At 51.9% G+C, this 20,528-nt stretch carries 17 protein-coding genes; 10 read left to right on the top strand and 7 right to left on the bottom strand.

Annotated elements, in window-relative coordinates; translation table 11 throughout:
- Positions 1 to 2: 2 nt before the first annotated feature.
- The 3 genes from M0P74_08830 (at position 3) to M0P74_08820 (ending at position 3,252) form a co-directional block, all read left to right on the top strand.
- Entirely contained in the window at positions 3 to 2,285 is a 2,283-nt protein-coding gene (locus tag M0P74_08830) for a chemotaxis protein CheA (GenBank protein MCK9363684.1), read from the top strand.
- A gap of 83 nt (positions 2,286 to 2,368) precedes the next feature.
- Complete coding sequence (locus M0P74_08825) at positions 2,369 to 2,755, top strand: response regulator (protein ID MCK9363683.1); 387 nt, start codon at positions 2,369 to 2,371, stop codon at positions 2,753 to 2,755.
- A gap of 29 nt (positions 2,756 to 2,784) precedes the next feature.
- Positions 2,785 to 3,252, top strand: coding sequence for a chemotaxis protein CheX (locus M0P74_08820; protein MCK9363682.1), 468 nt, complete (start codon positions 2,785 to 2,787; stop codon positions 3,250 to 3,252).
- 14 nt (positions 3,253 to 3,266) lie between these two features.
- On the opposite strand, the gene M0P74_08815 is transcribed toward M0P74_08820, so the two are convergent.
- The 4 genes from M0P74_08815 to M0P74_08800 are packed head-to-tail and all read right to left on the bottom strand — an operon-like array spanning position 3,267 to position 6,537.
- Positions 3,267 to 4,070 (bottom strand): OmpA family protein, encoded by an 804-nt coding sequence (locus M0P74_08815; protein MCK9363681.1) that lies wholly within the window; start codon positions 4,068 to 4,070, stop codon positions 3,267 to 3,269.
- A 3-nt stretch (positions 4,071 to 4,073) separates the two neighbouring features.
- Positions 4,074 to 4,931 (bottom strand): flagellar motor stator protein MotA, encoded by an 858-nt coding sequence (gene motA, locus M0P74_08810; protein MCK9363680.1) that lies wholly within the window; start codon positions 4,929 to 4,931, stop codon positions 4,074 to 4,076.
- A gap of 7 nt (positions 4,932 to 4,938) precedes the next feature.
- Positions 4,939 to 5,475: a PilZ domain-containing protein gene (locus M0P74_08805; protein ID MCK9363679.1), complete on the bottom strand. Its 537-nt coding sequence runs from the start codon at positions 5,473 to 5,475 to the stop codon at positions 4,939 to 4,941.
- Positions 5,476 to 5,493: 18 nt separating this feature from the next.
- Complete coding sequence (locus tag M0P74_08800; protein ID MCK9363678.1) at positions 5,494 to 6,537, bottom strand: rod shape-determining protein; 1,044 nt, start codon at positions 6,535 to 6,537, stop codon at positions 5,494 to 5,496.
- Positions 6,538 to 6,926: 389 nt separating this feature from the next.
- On the opposite strand from M0P74_08800, the gene M0P74_08795 reads away from it, so the two are divergent.
- The 3 genes from M0P74_08795 to M0P74_08785 all read left to right on the top strand — a co-directional run bounded on the left by M0P74_08795 (position 6,927) and on the right by M0P74_08785 (position 9,801).
- Complete coding sequence (locus tag M0P74_08795) at positions 6,927 to 8,408, top strand: ammonium transporter (protein MCK9363677.1); 1,482 nt, start codon at positions 6,927 to 6,929, stop codon at positions 8,406 to 8,408.
- A 39-nt stretch (positions 8,409 to 8,447) separates the two neighbouring features.
- Positions 8,448 to 8,789 (top strand): P-II family nitrogen regulator, encoded by a 342-nt coding sequence (locus M0P74_08790; GenBank protein MCK9363676.1) that lies wholly within the window; start codon positions 8,448 to 8,450, stop codon positions 8,787 to 8,789.
- A 292-nt stretch (positions 8,790 to 9,081) separates the two neighbouring features.
- Complete coding sequence (locus M0P74_08785; protein ID MCK9363675.1) at positions 9,082 to 9,801, top strand: flavodoxin family protein; 720 nt, start codon at positions 9,082 to 9,084, stop codon at positions 9,799 to 9,801.
- 431 nt (positions 9,802 to 10,232) lie between these two features.
- Here the strand turns inward: M0P74_08785 and M0P74_08780 are convergent, their stop codons facing one another.
- On the bottom strand, positions 10,233 to 10,853 hold the full coding sequence (locus M0P74_08780; GenBank protein MCK9363674.1) for a hypothetical protein: 621 nt from the start codon (positions 10,851 to 10,853) through the stop codon (positions 10,233 to 10,235).
- Positions 10,854 to 11,077: 224 nt separating this feature from the next.
- Here M0P74_08780 and M0P74_08775 point away from each other — a divergent pair, with 224 nt between their 5' ends.
- The 3 genes from M0P74_08775 to M0P74_08765 all read left to right on the top strand — a co-directional run bounded on the left by M0P74_08775 (position 11,078) and on the right by M0P74_08765 (position 15,913).
- Positions 11,078 to 12,349 (top strand): DUF362 domain-containing protein, encoded by a 1,272-nt coding sequence (locus M0P74_08775; GenBank protein MCK9363673.1) that lies wholly within the window; start codon positions 11,078 to 11,080, stop codon positions 12,347 to 12,349.
- Positions 12,350 to 12,469: 120 nt separating this feature from the next.
- A complete protein-coding gene (locus M0P74_08770; GenBank protein MCK9363672.1) occupies positions 12,470 to 15,433 on the top strand; it encodes an insulinase family protein in 2,964 nt (987 codons plus the stop codon).
- 12 nt (positions 15,434 to 15,445) lie between these two features.
- Positions 15,446 to 15,913 carry an LEA type 2 family protein gene (locus tag M0P74_08765; protein ID MCK9363671.1) on the top strand — a complete coding sequence of 156 codons (468 nt, stop codon included), beginning with the start codon at positions 15,446 to 15,448 and terminating at the stop codon, positions 15,911 to 15,913.
- A gap of 33 nt (positions 15,914 to 15,946) precedes the next feature.
- On the opposite strand, the gene selD is transcribed toward M0P74_08765, so the two are convergent.
- Positions 15,947 to 16,891 carry a selenide, water dikinase SelD gene (gene selD / locus M0P74_08760; protein MCK9363670.1) on the bottom strand — a complete coding sequence of 315 codons (945 nt, stop codon included), beginning with the start codon at positions 16,889 to 16,891 and terminating at the stop codon, positions 15,947 to 15,949.
- Positions 16,892 to 17,299: 408 nt separating this feature from the next.
- Positions 17,300 to 19,438, bottom strand: coding sequence for a Cache 3/Cache 2 fusion domain-containing protein (locus M0P74_08755; protein MCK9363669.1), 2,139 nt, complete (start codon positions 19,436 to 19,438; stop codon positions 17,300 to 17,302).
- 332 nt (positions 19,439 to 19,770) lie between these two features.
- Here M0P74_08755 and M0P74_08750 point away from each other — a divergent pair, with 332 nt between their 5' ends.
- Positions 19,771 to 20,268, top strand: coding sequence for a hypothetical protein (locus tag M0P74_08750; protein ID MCK9363668.1), 498 nt, complete (start codon positions 19,771 to 19,773; stop codon positions 20,266 to 20,268).
- Positions 20,269 to 20,528: the final 260 nt, after the last annotated feature.

Raw genomic sequence — 20,528 nt, 5'->3', positions numbered from 1 at the left:
ATATGTCTTATGAATCGTTAATTAATTTATTGAATGACATGGCTTCCGACTATATGTTTCTGACCGGGCCGGAGGTTGATGTGCCCGCTGCCGGCAAGTTTATGAACAACCTTGACAAGATTGCGGAGAAGGCCTCTGAAGGAAAAATAGATTCAGTCAGAGAGGTGGCAAGCTGGCTGAATACATTGCTGGAAAAAATTGTCCTGGATGCCTTGTCTGACAAAGAGGAGGGCTTTTCGGCATTGGGTGAAGGAATTGCCCTTTTGCAGGGCATAGTTGACGCCTATGCAAATTCCGGAAAATATAGCGGCAACATCTTTGATTTCGGGAGTAAAATATCATTGCTGACGGGGGTCGCTCTTAATGAAGACGGCAATAACTCGGCAATGCAGGAGAATAGAGATCCGAGTGCTGAAACTGCCGATAGCGAGGGGAAATCTCCTGCCGAAGGAGGCAATAAGACATCCTCCGGCAATAAACAGCAGTCTGCGGCGGAGTTGCAGATCGAGGATGAATCTTTATTGCATGATTTTATCGTAGAGGGGCTGGAGTACATTGATGAGATAGAGGTAAATATTCTTAATCTTGAGAAAGATCCGGATAATAAGGACTATATAAATGCTATCTTTCGCCCCTTTCATTCCATCAAGGGTGTGGCAAGCTTTCTTAATCTCGACCAAATCCGTGATCTGGCCCATACGCTGGAAAATCTGCTTGACAAGGCGAGGAATGGGGAACTGGCGGTAACCCCTCCGGTTATCGATGTTGTTTTGGAAGGGGCTGATGCGCTTAAAGTTCTTATCGGTCATCTGAAAGGCCGGCTGGAGGGGAATGTTTCTGCCGGGGAAGATATAGATACTGATGTTCCCTCCCTGATGAAAAGGGTTAAATTGGTTCAAGAAGGAGGAAATGAGCCTTCCGGAGTAAAAAAGATCGGCGAAATTCTACTTGAAGATGGGGTTATTACAAACGCCGATCTTCAAGAAGGGCTGAAAAGCAACGCGAAAAAACCTGGAGGGAAAATTGGCGAAACCCTGATAAAAGAAGGGAAGGCGACTCCAAAACAGGTTTCGCAGGCGCTGCGGAAACAGGCGGAGCAGGCGGGCGACATGTCGAGCATTCGGGTCGATACCAGAAAATTAGACGACCTGATTGACATGGTTGGGGAACTTGTTATCAATCAGACGATGGTTCAGGAAGATATCAAGAAAGAGGCTAATCTTGACCGTAATCTGAGCAGGGATATCGGTCAGCTTTTTCGGATCACCTCCGGGTTGCAGCGAATATCAACAAGCTTGCGCATGGTTCCCATTAAACAGACATTTCAGAGGATGTCGCGACTGGTTCGTGATCTTGCCAAAAATAGCGGCAAGGCAGTGAATATTGATCTCGTTGGCGAGGATACGGAAATTGACCGAAATATGGTTGATGAAATATACAATCCGCTGGTTCATATGGTTAGAAACTCTGTGGATCACGGCCTGGAAAGTCCCGAAGAGCGGATGAAGGCAGGCAAGACAGCGGAAGGGATGATTCGGCTGAGCGCATATCACCGCGGCGGCAGTGTAGTAATAGAAATCAGCGACGATGGAAGGGGTCTCAATAAGGATAAGATACTGGACAAGGCTGTCAGAAATGGGCTTATCGCCTCGGGGGACGGGCTTTCCGAGCAGGATATATACCGGCTGATTTTTATGCCGGGACTCTCAACGGCGGAAAAGGTAACGGATGTCTCCGGCCGGGGGGTGGGCATGGATGTCGTCAAACAGGCCGTCGAGAAATTGCGAGGGAAAATCGATATAGAAAGCTCTCCGGGGAAGGGTTCGAAATTTATGGCGGCTTTTCCTTTGACAATGGCGATTATTGATGGAATGATAATAAGGGCAGGCTCTCAGCATTACATCCTCCCGATGACTGCCGTGAGGCAGGCCTTGCGCCCCCGCAGGGAAGATTGTATCAGTGTTGTCGGCAGGGGAGAGATGATCAGCGCCATGGGCCAATTGTTTCCGCTTGTAAGGCTGCATGTGTTGTTTGGGATAATGCCCGAGCACGAAGACCCCTGGGATGCCATTGTCCTGGTGCTGGAAAGCGGAAACCGTTCAAAATGCCTTTTGGTTGACAAGATTATAGGCAAGGCAGAGGTGGTTATCAAGAACCTCGGCGGCGGCATTGGCAAGGTAAGGGGCGTCTCCGGCGGTGCAATTCTCGGGGATGGGAGGATTGGCCTGATTCTTGATGCGGAAGGGATGTTTGAAATGAGTGAAACTTTACAAGAGAGACAGTAATATTAAGCGGAATGAAAATTATTCTGTGATCAGAGCCTCTCATGAGGTCGTTATAAACAACTAATTGCTGCAAGGGGTTTATTATGGGAAAAGAGATAAAAATTTTGGTAGTCGATGATTTTGCGACGATGAGAAAGGTAGTGAAAAATCTGTTAAAACAGGCTGGTTTTGAAAATGTTGTAGAGGCGGAAGACGGAGTTGCGGCGATGCGCGTTCTGAAATCGCAGAGGATTGATTTTATTGTTTCCGATTGGAATATGCCCAACATGACGGGGATTGAACTTCTGAAAGCTGTCCGGGCCGACCAGGACCTGGCCAGCACCCCTTTTTTGATGGTTACCGCAGAAGCTCTGCAGGATAATGTGGTTGCCGCTGTAAAAGCCGGGGTTAGCAATTACATTGTCAAACCGTTTACCGCAGAGGTTCTCAACGAGAAGATTATGAAAATTATGGAAAAAATGAACCAGTAAATAGCGGGACGTAAGGAGTGTGAACCGGTATGGATGTAAAAATTATTAATGCCTTTCTGGACGGGACAATCAACGTTATTAAAACCATGGCCTTTGTAGAGCCGATAGCGGGGAACCCATATTTAAAAAAGGATGCTGTGGCGCACGGCGATATAAGCGGCATTATCGGGTTGGCAGGCTCCGTTAAAGGTTCTTTGGCCCTGAGCTTCGAGGAGCCTTGTATTTTGGAAATTGTTTCCAGCATGTTGGGTGAGAAGATAACCGGGATAAATGCCGAGATATGCGATGCAGTTGGGGAGATTACCAACATGGTTTCCGGGGCCGCGCGAAAAAACATGGAGGCCACGGGATTTTCCATCTACTCAGCCCTGCCGACGGTCATCTCCGGAAAGGATCATAATATAACCCATGTGATGGGAGGACCGAGCATCATCATCCCGTTTACGACAGCGTCAGGTTCATTTGTCGTTGATATATGCATCGTCGAAGCAAAGTAGGGCGCAATATCACATTATTTGGTAAGCGGCGCTTCAGCCGGGGGTGTAGATTTGTCGTTTATAAGAATGATGCTGATCCGGCGGTTTCTGGGATCATTGGGATTCTCAGGCACGATCAATTCCTGATCGGCATAGCCAACGACGCGCGCTATCCTTGACGATTCAATGCCGTATTCTTCCAGCATCCTTCGGGCGGCGGAGGCGCGAGCGGTGGAAAGTTCCCAGTTTGTCCTCTCGGCGCCCTTGAAGGGTGCGGCGTCGGTGTGGCCTTCGACGGCAATGCGATTAGGGACATTTTTTATGTTTTCTGCCACGATTCTCAATATTTCTTTTGCCTTTTCGGTTAGATCGGCGCTGCCGGAAGGGAACATCATTCCCCCCTCCGTGTCGGTTATCTGTACCCTTACTCCCCCCTCAATGATATCGACGGTAACCTGATTCTTTACCGATGCGAGCTTTTCTTCGATGGCTTTCTTCATTTTCTTTACCATCTCCTCCTGCGTCACTCCCCCTCCGCCACTGCCCCGGACAGTATCCTGGGGCGTTGGTCTAAAGCCCTTGTCCGGCTGGTTCAATACCTGAGAAGTGCCTGTCATGAAGGATTTTCCCGATTCAGCAAAGATGCTGTAATTTCTCATATATTGTGCAACTCGAGCCTTTTTTTCCGGGGCTACCGAGGCAACCAGCCACATGACCAGAAAAAATGCCATAAGCGCGGTAACGAAGTCCGCATAGGCGACCTTCCACGCCCCGCCATGATGTCCGGCGTGGCCGCCCTTTTTTTTCTTGATGATTATTGGTTGAGAATTTTTCTCCATTTTCTATTTCTTTGCCCGCAGAGCTTCTTCCATCTCTGTAAAAGTAGGTTTGGCATCCCCGGGCGCAACCCTTCGGCCGAATTCGATTGCCACTTTGGGAGCGGCGCCGCTGCCGATGAAGGAAAGCAGGGAAACCTTGATTACCGTAAGGTACTGCAAGTCTTCCGCGGCAAGGAGGGAGATGTTTCTTGCCAAAGGTCCCACATAGCCATAGCTCAGCAGGATTCCCAAAAACGTTCCAACCAGGGCAGCGCCAACGCTATGACCAATAACTTCCGGCGGCTCGCTTATTTTCCCCATTGTGATGACGATCCCAAGAACAGCGGCTACTATGCCAAGACCGGGAAGCGAATCGGCGACAAAGCTCAGCAGATCCGAAGGCATAATTGTTTCCTCATGATGGGCTTCCAATTCATTGTCCATGAGCGCTTCCAGTTCGTGCGGCGGGATTGTCGTCGTCATGACGGTGCGGAGCGTGTCGGTTATAAATGTCAGCGTATGATGTTTTTTAAGGATTCCCGGATATTGTTTGAAAATAGCGCTTTCCTCGGGATTGTCAACGTCGGATTCGACCGCCACAAGCCCCTGCTGTCTTATCTTGTAAAATATGGCATTGAGCAGGAGCAGCACTTCGATGTAATCATTTTTCGTATATGATTTGTAAGTGAAAACTTTTATGACGGAGGCGACAAGAAGTTTGATTGTTTTGAGCGGAGCGGCGACGACAAGGGAGCCCAGAGCTGCTCCGCCGATTATCAGCAGTTCTGTCGGCTGAAAAAGAATGGAAAGATTGCCGTGTTCGAGAAGATAGCCGCCGACAACAGCGCCCGTAACGATTAGGAAGCCAATTATTGCAAACATATTTCAGCTATTCTCCTCTTTTGCTCCGAATAATTTCTCGTTCCTTTTCGAAGACCAGCTTAAATATCTTATCCCGGGTCGAATCATCGATCATGGTGAACTTTACCGCAGTCCAATAACCGTCTGCGCTTTTTTCTGAACGTAAGACATCTCCATACAAGCGCAGTATCTGCGGCGGAGAAAAAGGATAAAGGATGCTTATTTCCAGGGTGTCGCCTGGGGCAAACTGCTCCTGCGAGAGGGTGCTCATGCCGCCTCCACTTAGATCGCATACTTCCATGGGCATTTGACATTCTTTCTTGTTTTCAAAGATTAACTGTAAAATCTGGTCTAACTTTGCATCAAGAAATTTTACCCACTCATAAAGCGCAGGGTCGCTTAAAGGCTGGGGAGGATTAAACTGGATTTCCGAAATTCCCCCTATCCGGCCTTCCATGGCAGCCTTCTCCTCAGCAGATACAACGCGCATTCTCATGGAAAGAGCTGTTTTTATGCGTGAAAATTCACGATCATGTTGCTTGTTATCTTCTTCAATCCCCGGCATTGTCTAGACTCCTTTGTTTCATGTTTGAAAGGTGACCTCTTTGAGGATATCGATGTGATCCAGTGCCATACCGGCGCCCCGGGCGACGGTGGTGAGCGGGTCGTCGGCGATGATGGTCGGAAGCCCCGTTTCCTCTTTGATCAGCAGGTCGAGGTTTCTGAGGAGCGCGCCGCCGCCGGTCAGCACGATTCCCCGGTCGGCAATGTCGCCGGAGAGTTCAGGCGGCGCATTCTCGAGGGCGTTTTTCACCGCATCGACGATCAGGCCGAGCGATTCGCCGATCGCCTCGCGGATTTCGCCGGAGTTTATCTCCAGGATTTTGGGGATGCCGGAGATCAGATCCCGCCCCTTTATCTCCATCGTGCGGACTTCCCCCTCCGGATCGGGGTAGGCGTTGCCGATGGTTGTCTTGATGATCTCTCCGGTGCGCTCGCCGATAAGCAGACTGTACTTGTGCTTTATGTACTGAACAATATCTTCGTCCAGCCTGTCGCCGGCTACCCGGACCGACTTGGAATAGACGATGCCGGTAAGCGAGATCACCGCCACCTCGGTTGTCCCGCCGCCGATATCGACAACCATCGAACTGATCGGCTCGGTTACCGGCAAACCCGCCCCGATGGCCGCCGCCATCGGTTCCTCGATCAGGTATATCTCCCGGGCGCCTGCGGATTCCACCGTCTCCCGGACGGCGCGCTTCTCCACCTGCGTTATCCCCGAGGGGATGGAAACGATGATGCGGGGGCGAACGAGGGCGCGCCGGTTGTGAACGCTCAGGATGAAATGGCGGAGCATCGCCTCGGTGATGTCGAAATCGGCGATTACCCCGTCGCGCATGGGGCGGATGGCGACGATGTTGCCGGGGGTTCTTCCCAGCATCTTCTTGGCCTCGGCGCCTACCGCCAGCACCTTCTTTTCCCCGCGGGCATTCTGGTGAACGGCGACAACGGAGGGTTCGTTGAGCACAATCCCCTTTCCCTTGACATAAACCAGCGTGTTGGCCGTTCCCAGGTCAATCGCCAGGTCGTTGGAAAATTTCCCCAAAATAAAATCAAAAAGCAAACCCGTATCCTCCGACTTATTTCATATAATCAATAACATCAAAATTATTTTTCCAATCCCGTTCATCGTATAACGCATTTTCTTTCGAGGTTCAATCCTTTTTCCTGTCTAAAGCTTTGCTTGTATAAAACAGTCTGATGAGTGTCATTTTAAGAGATCATTTGCCGTCGTTTTATTGTTTAGCACATTTTCGTTGAGCGTAAGCGCAAGAAGATACAAATTTGTCCGGTATGCAGGATGGCCCCCTCTGCGATTGTCAGTAAAAAACCATCCTGTATTAAGATAGTTAACTAATAACTGCCCGGTTGGCCCGGTTCTTGAGAAGCCAGGAAGGAAAAGGGCATCCCGCACTTGCCGCGGGGGTTTTAAAAAACTGAGGAGGTTGGAAAATGAAGAAATTGATCGGCGTATTAGTTTTGTTAACAGGCATTTTTTTAAGCGCGGGTTTCCCGGCGGCTGCTCAGCAGGCATTGCCCGTGCAGGATGGTTCTATAGTTTTGAACCAACCATCAGCAATGTCCCCGGCGCCCGCGGTTGTCCTGGGGGAAAAGGGATTGGCGGAATCCCTGAAAAATTTACAGGTTGGCGTTGACACTCTCTGGGTGCTGATAGCCGCGTTTCTGGTCTTTTTTATGAACCTCGGGTTTGCGATGGTTGAGTCCGGTCTGTGCAGGGCGAAAAATACGGTGAACATCCTGGCGAAGAACTTCATCGTTTTCGCGATTGCCTCAATATCATTTTATGTGATCGGCTGGGGGCTGATGTTCGGGAACGGCAGCTCCTTCATGGGGTTGGAGGGGCTTTTCTTCGCCGGCGGCCCCGACAACAGCCCCGCCATCGGGGAGGCCTATAAAGGCGCGTACGCCGCTTTGAACTGGACCGGCGTTCCTTTATGGGCAAAGTTTTTCTTTCAGCTTGTTTTTGCCGGAACCGCCGCGACGATCGTTTCCGGCGCCGTTGCGGAAAGGGTAAAATTCATTTCCTTCATCGTCTTTTCGTTTATCCTGGTAGGGATCTTGTACCCCATCACCGGCCACTGGATCTGGGGCGGCGGCTTTCTCCAGACAATGGGGATGTTTGATTTTGCCGGTTCTTCGGTTGTGCACTCCGTGGGAGGATGGTCGGCCCTGGCCGGGGTTATCCTGCTCGGCTCCCGTTACGGGAAGTATCGTGCCGATGGATCGATCAAACCGATCATGGGTCACAACATGTCCATGGTGACCCTCGGCGGCCTCGTTTTGTGGTTCGGCTGGTTCGGGTTCAATCCCGGTTCGACGATGGGTGTGGGGGACGGCAGCGCGATTGCCCATATCGCTGTAACAACCAACACTGCGGCGGCGATGGCGATTCTAAGTTCAGCCATTGTCTCCTGGCTGGTGCAGAAAAAGCCCGATCTTTCGATGATCATCAACGGCGCCCTGGCCGGACTGGTCGCCATAACCGCTTCCTGCGCCTTTGTCAGCGTGGGCTCATCCGCTATTATCGGCCTGATCGCCGGGGTGCTCGTGGTGCTCGCCGTCCTGTTTTTTGACAAGCTGAAGCTGGACGACCCGGTAGGCGCCCTCTCCGTACATTTGGTGAATGGCGTATTTGGAACCCTGGCGGTCGGGCTTTTCGCCCAAGACAAAATTACCGGGACTGCCACCGGCAACGGTCTTTTTTTCGGCGGCGGGGTGAAACTGCTTTTGGCGCAGGCGGCCGGAGTCGTTGCGGTTGGAGTGTTTACCTTTGTCGCGGCATTCGCCGTATGGTATGTGATCAAAGCCGTTATGGGACTTCGGGTATCGCGGGAAGAGGAACTCGCCGGTTTGGATATTGGAGAGCATGGCATGAAGGCTTATCCCGATTTCCAGGGGTTTTTGACAAAATAATATCCGGGACATCCCGGCATAGTGAAAGGAGAAGAAAACATGAAAATGGTTATCGCGGTTGTCAAACCGGAAAAGCTTACCGATGTAAAACAGGCGCTGTTCGATGCACAGGTCGGTAAAATGACCGTCTCCAGCGTTATCGGTTGCGGGTCTCAGGGCGGACACTCCGAGTCATACCGGGGTGTTATAACGGAGGTGAATCTTCTGGACAAGGTGCGCTTTGAGATTGCCGTGAACGACGAATTTGTTCAGCCGACCATCGATGCGATCATAAAAGGGGCCAGAACGGGAACGATCGGCGACGGTAAAATATTTGTTTTGCCCCTTGAACAGTGCATCCGGGTGCGTACTGGCGACACCGGAAATAAGGCAATCGGATGAGGAACATATTTTCATAAACGACAACCTGAAATATAAGAAAAATATCCCCCTTCTGAGAGCAGTCGGGGGATATTTTTGTCAGGGCGCCCGCATCCGCAAGGACCCGGGGAGGTAGAGCTCAAGATCGCTGGAATTTAAAGAGGGCGCTTTATCTTGATTGTTTCCCCAATCTATGCAATGATTCCGACGATCTACGGATAACGCGACGGCATCCCGGTTGAATGGGGCCTGCGACGACCCTCGGCAACAAAAATAGATGTAATGAGAGTTTCTGTCTTAAAGGAGGAGAGAGATGAAAATAGTCGTCTTTAATGGCAGCCCGCATATGGGAAAAGGCAATACGCATGTGATGGTGGAGGCGTTTCTACAAGGGGCGAGGGAGGCGGGGGCAGAGGTTGAGAATGTTTTCCTTTTTAGAAAAAAGATAAAGCCCTGCCTGGGTTGTTTTGACTGTTGGTTGAAAACGCCGGGGAAATGTGTCCAGAAGGACGATATGGAAGGACTTTTGCCACTTTTCATAAAGGCCGATCTGATCGTTTTCGCGACGCCCCTTTATGTTGACAATGTGACCGGAATAATGAAGACATTTATGGACAGAATGATTCCACTTACCGAACCGTATTTTGAAAAGGATCCGCAGGGGGAATACCGACATCGCAAGCGATATGAAAAAATCCCCAAGATAGCCGTTATCTCAAACTGTGGATTCGCGGAGCAGACCCACTTCCAGGTTCTTAGTCTCTTGTTCAAGAGAATTGCCCGCAATATGCACTCGGAATTGATTGCGGAAATATATCGGGGGGGAGGCGAAGTTCTCAAGATGGACATTCCCGTGCTGCTTCCCCTGGTCGAAAAATACAAGGAAATTCTGAAAAAGGCCGGCCGGGAAATAGCAACTGACGGAAAGTTATCGGAAAATACGCAGGCAGAATTGGAGAAACCGATAGTTCCCTACGATAAGTATATGGAGGGCGCCAATAAGTATTGGGAGAAACTGCTTTCGGCTGTCTGATTTTGTCTAAGGGCCTGTCCACAAATAACCTGGACAAGATTGCGCTCAGATTTGGGTTGGATTTGGTTGCGGCGATTGAACAAAACCGCAGACGTAGCAGCGCTACGTTGAGGATTTTGTGATTGAGCCACAGCCAAAGATGGCCCAAAGATGAGATGCAAGATGTTCAGGTTATTTGTGGACAGGCCCTAAGCCCGGTACCGGCGCTGTAAGGTTGGTTTGCATAGACCCCCATGCCCGGTGCGGGCTCAACGAAGCATGAAAATCCCCCCTTACCCCCCCTTTGGTAAAGGGGGGATGGGGGGATTTTCATACAAAGTAAAAAAGAACAAACGGCGTCAATTCTGACGCCGTTTGCATTTTAGTTTCCTCTGCCGCCGACCTGCTTGCTTCAAGCAGCACTTTTTACATGCGGATAAATTTTTCAGCGGTTAACAAAAGGTTCTTTCAAACAGCTCGGCAATCGCCTTTTTGCCGTTTTCCGCAAGGAACCTCGTGCCCGTTCCCGCGAAATGCTGATGGGTTATGACCGGTTCGTTCCCCCTTTCGCGCTCCACCCAGTCAGTTTTATCCCACTGAAACCAGGCGTTAATTTTCTGATCAAACACAAATAAAGGCTTATTGCAGATCTTTGCGAATTCGGCGCCCCACCCTGTTCCGCCTTTAACGGTCTTGTCGGGCAGGATCTCTCCGACAACGTAAATTGACTGGCCGTTATTAACCTGATACCAGATTGTCTGCAGAACCTTGCGCAAAATTGGGCTTTCTGTATAGCGGCGATTCATTAATCTTGACACATATTCAAGACTGACATCGCCGTTTTTCAACTCTTCATGATTCAGAACGCGCACGCCTCGCTGTCTGCAGCGGGTATGTCCATCAAAGGTAAAATTCACCTCTTCAATTCCGTAGCGTTCCGCGTTTGCTCCAAATTCCGCCTCTGCCCCGTCCGCGCCACCGCTGAAAAGAATTACGTTATCCTTTTTCAATTTCGTTCCTTTCTTTATGTTGCCATAATCTTGAGGATTCTTATCAAGGGGATCCTCATACAAACGCCCTCCATGACTATCTACCACAATAGGGATTTTTTTTAAAAGTATTTTTTAAGGGTACTTTCTTTGCCGGTAATATCCCTGCATATCTGCCGGACGAAAGTCATTTATGGTAATTTACTTGACAGTTGACGTCAAATAAGTGTTTAAAAATCCGGGAGCGAAGGGGCAATATGCTCCCCTTAAATAAGCAAGGGCGTTTTTGCGCCTTAGGGAGGGAATAAATGCAGTTGCCTGAAATGAGCCTGTGCCGTCAGAAGTTTTCTCGTGAAGCTATTACAAATCCCGCTACGGCAATTGCCGAGGTGATCCGGCCAAGCTGGCTGCCGGGAAAAATCAAGTCTGGGCAGACGGTGGCGATAACCGGAGGCAGCAGGGGCATCGCAGCGATAGATGTCCTGATGAGGGCGCTTGTTGGGTCCATAAAAGAGATTGGGGCCAAGCCATTTGTGGTAAACGCGATGGGAAGCCACGGCGGCGCGACTGCCAAGGGGCAGCTTGCAATACTGGAATCGCTCGGGATAACAGAGTCATCTGTCGGCTGCCCGGTAATAGTCAGTATGGATGTTGACATAATGGGCGAGTTGGGGGATGGTTTTCCGGTTTTCTGCGATCGCAACGCGGCAGGCGCCGACCATATCATCGTGATGAACCGGATCAAGGCGCATACGGCGGTGACCGGTCCGGTCCAGAGCGGACTCTGCAAGATGTGCGCAATTGGCTTAGGAAAAATCAATGGCGCCTCTCGCCTGCACCGTTACGGCCTGTCGCGGATGGGAGAGATGATCCCGGCGGTTGCCTCTTTCCTTGCGACCCATGCGCCGATTGTTGCCGGGATTGGAATAGTCGAGAATGCCTACGGAGAAATCGCCAGGCTGGAGCTGGTCCATCCGGAGGATTTTCCTGCCGCCGACGCCCGTCTTCTGGAAGAGGCTTCGCACCTCAAAGCAGGGTTGCCTGTTTCGGAGCTTGATCTCCTCGTTGTTGAAGAAATGGGGAAAAAATACAGCGGTACCGGAATGGATCCCAATGTGATCGGGCGGTGGCGCATTGCCGGGGAAGTAGAGCCCCGCTTTCCCAGAATCGGGAGGATCGTCGTTCTCGCACTGGAACCTTCGTCTCAAGGAAATGCCCAGGGGGTTGGTCTTGCCGATCTGATAACCGAAAGGCTTTTTAAGGATATTGATCTTGCGGTGACCTATAAGAACACCCTTACCTCGACCTACCTCCAGCGCGGGATGATCCCGATCATTGGCGGCAGCGACCGGGAAACCATAGATAAGGCGCTTTCCACGCTTTCGCTTTTGACGGAGGAGCGGACACGGATTGCCTGGATAAAAAACACAAGTCATTTGGAAGAGATTGCCCTTTCCGCGGGGGCGCTTGCCCAATATGATGCCGAATGGAAGAATAACGTTCAAAATGCAAAACTCGAGACAATCGGAAAAAGCGAGTGGAAATTTGACGACAAAGGCACGCTGATGCCTTGGGATTAAACGGCAGCGTCTTTTGCCCCCGGCGAGACAAGTCGGCCGTTGTTTGACTTTTCTATCTAACATACGTATGTATCAGGCGAAAATGCGATCGTTGAGAGCAAAAAAATAGTGGAGGTAAAAATGCACGCAAGAAACAACTGTCCGCCCCTGACGCTTTCCCCAGGAGAAAAGCTGCATGGTTTCCATATACTGCGCGTTGAGCAGATTCCGGAGATCATGGTTTCCGCCTATGAAATAGAGCATGAAAAAACCGGGGCGAAACTGCTGCATCTGCATTCCGATGATCGGGAAAACCTCTTTTCTATCGGGTTCCGGACGCCGCCCCGGGATTCCCGAGGCGTTCCTCATATCCTGGAACACTCCGTCCTGGCGGGTTCCGAGCGCTATCCGCTGAAGGATGTCTTCAACGAACTGGTGCGTGGTACGCTCCAGACCTTCATCAATGCCTTCACCTATCCGGACAAGACTATCTATCCGGTCGCAAGCATAGAGAGACGGGATTTCTTCAACCTGGCAATGGTTTATGCCGATCTGGTTCTACGTCCCCGGCTGATGCGGGAAACCTTTCTCCAGGAGGGGCATCATTACGAGTTTGCCGAGAGCGGCGAGCTGACGGTTTCGGGCATTGTTTACAACGAGATGAAGGGCGCCTATTCCTCTCCGGAAACGCTGATGTACAATGCCATCCTGGAGAATCTCTTTCCCGACGCCCCCTATGCCCACGACTCGGGAGGAAATCCGGAAAGCATTCCCGATCTTTCCTATGAACAGTTTCGCGAATTCCACCGCACCTATTATTCGCCGACCAACGCCCGCTTCTTCCTGTACGGGGATATCCCGACCGCGGAACACCTGGCCTTTCTTGCGGAGATTCTAAAAGGTTTTGAGCGGGTCGAGCTTAACTCCTCCATTTCTCTTCAGCCCCGCTGGAAGGTGCCCCGGCGTATCCACGACTTTTTCCCGATTGATAAGGATGAATCAGGAAAGGGTAAAAGCACGGTCAATATGGCCTGGATGACGGCGGAAAACACATCAAGCGAGACAGCGATGCTGCTGACGATTATCGGCGATCTCCTTGCCGGCAGCGCCGCTTCTCCGCTGCGCAAGGCCCTGATAGACTCCGGACTTGGCGAAGACCTGTCGCCGGTCACGGGGCTGGAGCGGGATCTGCAGCAGATCGTTTTTGCCGTCGGGCTAAGGGGAACGGATCCTGAACGGGAGGGTCAAATAGAGCAGCTTATTCTCGAGACGCTTCGCAATACCGTGGAAAAGGGATTTGAATCGGAGTTGATCGAGGGAACGCTCCACCAGGTGGAATTCCACGGCCGGGAAATAACCCGCAAAAACTTTCCGTATGGGATCGTCTTGATGGGACGGGCGTACCACACCTGGCTTTACGATGGCGATCCGCTGAAGGATATGAATTTTCCGCGGATCATCAGTTCAATCCGCTCGCAGTGGAAAAAGGATCCCGCTCTTTTCCAGAGAGCGGTTCGGGAATGGCTACTGGAAAACCCGCACCGGCTTGTGTCGGTGATGGAGCCGAGCTCAGCGTATCAGGAGGAAAAAGAGCAGAAGGCGCGCCAACGGATGGCTGAGCTCCTGGCGTCTCTTTCCGAGGGGGAAAAGGAAAATATCCGTAAGGAGTCAGAAATCTTGAAGAAGTTTCAGACCGAGCCGGACCTGCCGGAGGCGGCGGCATCGCTTCCCAAATTGACGATTGCCGATATCTCGCGGCAGGTCGAGACAATTCCTTCGGAAATGATTGATTTAAAAGGAGTTCCGCTGCTTAGCCACGATATCTTCACGAATGGCATCGCCTATCTCGATCTGGCCTTCGACGTCTCGGATATCCCGGAAGAGCTTCAGCCCTATCTGCCGCTCCTGGGCAAGTTGACGACTGAAATGGGGGCGGCAGGGCTTTCTTATGAGGCGATGGCAAAGCGCATCGCGCTTTATACCGGGGGACTGGGCTTCAGTCTGATTGCCGGCGAAACCGCCGACGGAACCAAAAGCTGGCAGAAGATGATTTTGTCGGTAAAGGCGCTCTACCGCAACACAGACGAGGCGATCGCGATTGTCCGGGATATCCTGACCAGGGGCGATCTCAACGAAGCTGCCCGGATGAAGGAGTTGATTTTTGAAAAAAAGAACGGACTCCATTCGGCGGTCATTCCGTCCGGACACCTCTTCGCCCAGATGGCGGCGGCAAGGAGCATCTCCCTTTCGGCCCGGCGTTCCGAACAGTGGTATGGCAGGAGTCAGTTGCGCACAATCACCGAAACGGCGAACCGTTATGGCGAGGTTCGCGAGGAAATTGTTGATAAACTCGTGCGCCTCCGAGAGACAATCTTTACCAGCCACCGACTTTTCTTGAATATGACGGCAGATCGGCAGGGATTGGAAGGACTCGGCACGGCGGCGGAGGCGCTGCTTTCCGCCCTTCCGGAGGGGAAAAAATTGCAGGGGGCGAAAACCGAAAACAGTCGGCCTGTTCACGTCGGGATCGCGATCCCGGCCGATGTCTGCTATGTGGCCTCTGCCCTTAAGGCGCCGCCCTATACCGATACGAGCGCGGCGCCGCTTTTTGTTCTGGCAAAGCAGCTCTCCAACGGCTACCTGTACCGGCGGATACGGGTTCAGGGAGGCGCTTACGGCGGTTTTTGCCGGTATGAGCCGTCAAGCGGGGTCTTCGCCTTTCTTTCCTACCGTGATCCGCACTTGACCAAGACGCTGGAAATCTACAAAGAGGCAATGGATTTCGTCAGCGCTAATCCGATCCCCGGCGAAGAAGTGGAAAAGGCCATCATTGGCACAATCGGCGCCCTCGACCGTCCGCTTGACCCGGCAGGGAGGGGCTACACCGCAATGATCAGGGAGTTTTCCGGTCTGACGGATGCGTTGCGCAGCATTTTTCGGGAGGGGGTGCTGGCGGTGACTACCGCAGAGCTTCAGGCGGCGGCAAGCCGCTATTTTGCGGAGGCCGGAAAACGCGCGGTCGTCGCCGTCTTCGCGCCGGAAGAAAGGCTCCGGGCGGCAAACGAGGCACTGAAGGAAAAACTTGTTCTGGAGAAGCTTCCCTGAAAGGAGAAAAACGTGCGTCGGCAGACATGCTTTATGGCGATTCTGGCAGCAGCCCTTCTCGTGATTGGTTGCGCGGGCTTAAAGCTGCAGGCGCCTTCAGTGACGGTGGCCGACCTGCAGGTGGTCGAGGCAAGCCTGCTTGCGCAGCGCTTTGTTTTCAAGCTGCGGGTTCAGAATCCGAATGACCGGGAGATCCCCGTCAAAGGAATGAGTTTTGAGGTAACGATCAACGATGAGCCGTTTGCCAGAGGGGTGAGCAACAAAACCGCGACATTGCCCCGTTTGAGCGAAACGATAATGGAAGTCGCCGCGGTAAGCGATTTGTCAGCCATTCTGCGTCAGATAGGGGCGCTTAGGCGGGACGGCAAAAATTCCGTATCTTATCGCATCCGGGGTCGTCTTTTTACCGGGCTTCTTGTTGATCTGAATTTCGAGAATAGCGGCGTCCTGGACTTTCCCGTTCCTCCCGGCGAGAAATAACGGCAGAGGCGAATATCACAAGAACTTCACACTTCATTCGATAACGATTTTCCCCTGCGGGGCAGAGACCACCTCGCCGATGATTGTCGCATCGAGGAGCCCCGCCTTGCGCATTTCCGTCAGCAGTTCTTTGGCGCCGGCTTCCGGCAGGGAGATGAAAAGCCCCCCCGAGGTCTGCGGATCGAAGAGCAGATCAATAATCCAGGCGGGGCAGTTGGCCCCCTTTTCGATCTGCTGCTCGCGGAATTTGCGGTTCCGGACCAGGCCGCCGGGAATGATTCCCGTTTCGATCAGCTCCTGGACGCCTTCAAAATATGGGACAGCGTTGGCGTATATTTTTATTCCTGTTTCGCTTCCTTCGATCATCTCCATTGCATGCCCCAGAAGGCCGAATCCGGTGATGTCCGTGCAGGCGTGAATGTCGTCTCTTTTTGCCATAAGTTCCGCCGCCTTCCGGTTGAGCTCAATCATCGCGGCGACGCTGCGTTTCTGCAAAGCGGAATCGGCAACCCCGCCTTTAACCGCGGTGCTGGCGATTCCGGAGCCAAGGGCCTTGGTCAGGATAAGGCGATCTCCGGGAATTGCCCCCCGGTTGGCCAGAACCCGGTCGGGATGGACGATGCCGGTCACCGAGAGCCCGTATTTCGGTTCGTCGTCCTCGACGCTGTGGCCGCCCACGAGCACAACGTTCGCCTCGCGCATCTGATCGAGACCGCCCCGGAGAATCTCGCGGAGGATGGAGATGTCCATCTTTCCTATCGGGAAGCAGACGATGTTCATCGCTGTCAGCGGACGTCCGCCCATTGCATAGACGTCGCTCAGCGCGTTCGTTACGGCAATGCGTCCGAAGGTATAAGGGTCGTCAACAATCGGGGTGAAAAAATCCACCGTCTGGATGATCGCCAGATCATCACGCAGGCGATATACCCCGGCGTCATCGGCATTCTCCATACCAATGATAAGATTGGGATCTGTAATCAGCGGCAGATCCTTAAGCGCTTCGTGCAGGTCCTCCGGACCTATCTTGCATGCTCACCCTGAGCCATGAGAGGTCTCTGTCAGCCGCTTCTTTTTATTTGCCGGAGGCATTGCCAAAATAATATCCATTCTTCATCCTTTTTTACTTATGCGATTACTGATTGCATTGCTTGATGCAGATACCAGACGACAATAAAATTTGCAAGCAGACGATCACCCTCGGGTTTGCGACAACTCTATCAGAATGACTTTTACGCCGCCGCAAGATGCTTCCCAAAATCTTTCTATCTATGGTTTATGATGCTGCAGTGCAAGGGGAGGCGACAACGCACTTTGCTCCCCTGACTGTCCAGTGCATTTCTGATTGTTTGAGAAGCAACATGATGACGGTTCGGCGCTCTCCCTGTTTCACTTTGTATCCAAGCGAACGATTCCGCTCCAGTCGGCAGGAGGTTCCTGTTGCAAGTAGGCGCGGCAGCGCTCAGCATAGATTGATACCGGAACGTCACCGGGGAAGCGCTCCCCCAAGCCCTTCAGGAGGTAAAGGGCAGATTCCCATTTCCGGGCGCGATATTCATCAAAAACTTGCGTAAAACCGTTGGCCAGAGAGGCGAGCCCTTCAGCGTCTTTTGATTCGGCATCCCCCATAAGCTCATAAATAAGGACGCTGCTGATCTTTCCCTTTACCGCAATGATATCGAGAGGTCTGAGAATGAATTGGTTGCGAACATACCGGTAGGTCGCCTGGCTGATGAGTATCCGCGTCCCGTAGCGCTTGTTCACCCCTTCGAGGCGGCTTGCCAAATTCACGTTGTCCCCGAGGGCCGTATAGTTGAGACGTTCCTTGGAACCGACATTGCCCACGATGGTAAACCCGGTGTGGATTCCGATGCGGGTGCGAAAAGGAAGTTTGCCTTCCGCTTGCCATCTGGGGGTAAGCGCATCCAAGGCCTGCTGACAGCGAACCGCGGCCCGGCAGGCGCCGATGGCGTGATTTTCGTCGGCGAGCGGCGCGCCCCAGATCGCCATGACAGCATCGCCGATATACTTGTCCACAGTTCCCTTTTCTTGACTGATCGCCCTGCTCATCAGATCGAGGTACTCGGAAAGGGAAAGCATTAAATCCCGGGCCGGGATCTGCTCGGAAATGGATGTGAATCCCTCTACGTCTGAGAAGAAGAGAGTGATCTCAAGCTCCTTTCCGCCCGGTTCGGCTTCTGTGCCGGCAGCGAGCATCTGACGCACCAGGTCTGCGGGAACATAGCGGCGGAAGGCTTTCAGCCCTGATTTCATGGAGGACACCGAATCTGACATCATTTTGATTTCCTTGACGTAGGAGGATACTTTCACTTCCCCTTCCAAGTCGAAGTTTCGTACCTTTTCCACCTCCCGGCTCAGGGTCTCGAGTGGCCGGGACAGGCTGCGTGCAAAAAAATAACCGATGCCGACTGCGATCAGCAGAACGAGCCCCGAGATCATCAGGCTTTCGCGAAATGCCTGTTTCACGGGTCCCAAAAAGTCGTCTTCCGGCGCCAGCACCGCGATTGTCCAATCTTTTCCGAAGTCGGCAGGAAAAGGAGTAAAGTAGGCGAGATATCTGTTTCCCTGGGTGGAGAAGGAGAACTTTCGTTTCCCGGTGTCCTCGAACCTCCGCACTGCCTCCGTGACCCACGGCTCTCCGAGGTCCACCGCCTGAATGGGGACAATGGCGCCTTTTTCTACCTTTAGCATCCGCTCTGGATCAGGAAATGCCACAAAGCGTCGCTGTTTGTCCATGATAAAGGAAAGACCGTGCTTGCTGATCCGGTTCTCCCGGAGAAAGACGGAAAGGCCGTTCAGGGTTATGTCCGCGCCTACAGCTCCGATAAACCTCCCGTTTGGGTCGGTGATCGGAAAGGATGCAGTTATGCCGGGTTTCCCGGTAGAGGAAAAGACATAGAGATCTGTCCAGAAGGCGCCTCCCGTCTGCCGGCTCCCGCTATACCAGGGCCTGTCACGGGGGTCGTAAGAAGGCGGAGGCAGCAGTTCCTCCCGGAGAAATTTACCCGATTCATCATAGTGGCGAAGGAGCTCGGTAAATTCGGCCCCTTTTTTACGGATGAACCGGGTAACCATTGGCCCCGGTCTCTTGGGAAAGCGGGCCTGAACGAATTCTCCCTGCTCGGTGCCGAAATAGACGAAGTCGATCTGCGGCAGGACAAGGAGGATTCTCATAAGATATTTTTCCATTTCGGAGCCCGGGGAGATGGGCTTGTCCGGATTGGCGAGCAGTTGGGCGCTGACTTCGGTAATTCCTTGCACGGGCTTCATATATCCGGTGGTGTGCCGGATCATGCCGTCGGTCAGCTTTTCCACCAATTGGTTCGTCATTTCGAGAGCCGCGGCGCTATTTCGGCGGTAGGAAAAGATCGAGATGACGAGCACTGTCGCCATGATCACTGCGCAAAAAAGAAAGATGATATTCGCCTTGAAGGTACGCCGGCAGATCCGTCGCAGCAGGTTAGACAGGGTGAGAGCGTTTTCGTCTGATGGCTTTCTGTGGATCATGGCTTAAATTCCGGGAGGATATCAAGGGAGGATTTTTCTGTCGCTTGCATAGCATGCCTCTGATGATAGAGGATTTCAAGGTTTCATTCGTGACGTTGTTTTGGGCAAATATATTCTACGAAAAGTTATAAGTCAAGATTATTTTTGTGTATTTTAAAAATATTATCAGGCTGTTGTCCTCATTTTTCCGATTCCTGCCAAGCAACCATAATGTTGACATCCGTCAGTCATTAAGCTATTTTAAAATCAGCGGCCTGGTGGCCGGGCCGATTGTTAAGGCATTTTCCCACGAACGGCGGTTGTTGATTTGCGTTTTTTCTACGAGGCAAAAAATGAAATTATCTGTAATTGCTAAATATTATTCTATTTATGCCCTGATCGTTATCTTGGCGGGGATGATCTCCTGCTCGGGCTCACTCAGGAATTACGGTATGATAAACCCCAGCGAAGGGGCGACCGGCGATTTTGAACGCTCTAAAGTAAAAACTGAATGGCGCTATTATGTAAGCGGCGCCGATTTGTATCCCAACGCCATCCTGGGGTTGCCCAAGGAGCTGCAACTTGCTCCCGGGACCTTGTGGAAAAGTGTGGCGATGACCCCGGAGAAGATGAAAGAACTGGTTGGAGACATGAAAGCAAAGACTTCCGAGTTAAGCCAGTATCTCTATGGTTTTGAATTGACAACCCCTCAAGGCGCGCCGCTTGGCGCCTGGTATTCGATCCCGACGGCGCGAACCATGCTGCGGCTGAACGAAGACGGGACAATCTGGGTTGAAACCCCCGACATTGACACCTATGAAAAGTTTGAGACCAAAATGGAATATAACTGAAAGGCGAGTTAGCTCCACAACGGCGAGTTTTGGCGGTTTTGTGAACATTGCCTGCTCAATAATTAGAATTGCTTGGTCTAATATATCAAATGACCAGATATTATACAAAAATATTGACAGGGCCATTCCCCGGGTATATAGGCCACCGAACTGTTGTTGCAAGAGGTTTGGCGTTATTTCCCCGGTAGTTATTATTTGCATTTAAACAGAGGAGCCCGTGGAGGATTCTCTCTTCTTCAGTAACACAAAATGGGGTCAAG

Source organism: Syntrophales bacterium (assembly GCA_023229765.1).
Lineage (GTDB): Bacteria > Desulfobacterota > Syntrophia > Syntrophales > UBA5619 > DYTH01.
This window is presented reverse-complemented; position numbering and strand designations above follow the sequence as displayed.